The sequence below is a fragment of the Kitasatospora sp. NPDC089509 genome, assembly GCF_044749365.1.
Lineage (GTDB): Bacteria > Actinomycetota > Actinomycetes > Streptomycetales > Streptomycetaceae > Kitasatospora.
In genome coordinates, this window is record NZ_JBIVHS010000063.1 from 883 (window position 1) to 1,403 (window position 521).

The following is a 521-nucleotide window of genomic DNA, read 5'->3' on the forward strand; positions in this document are numbered from 1 at the left end:
TGCGGGTTTCCCCCCCGCACCGCCGGGCCTGCGGGTTGTCGCCGCACCGGGGGCGCGGGGCCCCGCACTCACACCCCGGGGGGGGGGGCCCGGGGGCCGGGGGGCCCGGGGGCCCACGCCCTCCGCGCTGTTCCGGGGGATCAGCCCTTGCGGGCCTTCACCTCCGCGGTGAGCTGCGGCAGCACCGCGAACAGGTCGCCGACCACGCCGTAGTCGGCGAGCTCGAAGATCGGGGCCTCGGGGTCCTTGTTGACGGCCACGATGGTCTTCGAGGTCTGCATGCCGGCCCGGTGCTGGATGGCGCCCGAGATGCCGTTGGCGACGTACAGCTGCGGGGAGACCTGCTTGCCGGTCTGGCCGACCTGCGAGCTGTGCGGGTACCAGCCGGCGTCGACGGCGGCGCGCGAGGCGCCGACCGCGGCCTCCAGGGCGTCGGCGAGCTCCTCGACCACGCCGAAGCCCTCGGCGGCACCGACGCCGCGGCCGCCGGAGACCACGATGGCGGCCTCGGTCAGCTCGGG

At 76.8% G+C, this 521-nt stretch carries 1 protein-coding gene; it reads right to left on the reverse strand.

Annotated elements, in window-relative coordinates:
• Positions 1 to 140: 140 nt before the first annotated feature.
• Positions 141 to 521, reverse strand: a 381-nt coding sequence (locus ACIP4P_RS45075) for an electron transfer flavoprotein subunit alpha/FixB family protein (RefSeq protein ID WP_400930346.1), incomplete at its 5' end; no start/stop codon positions are given.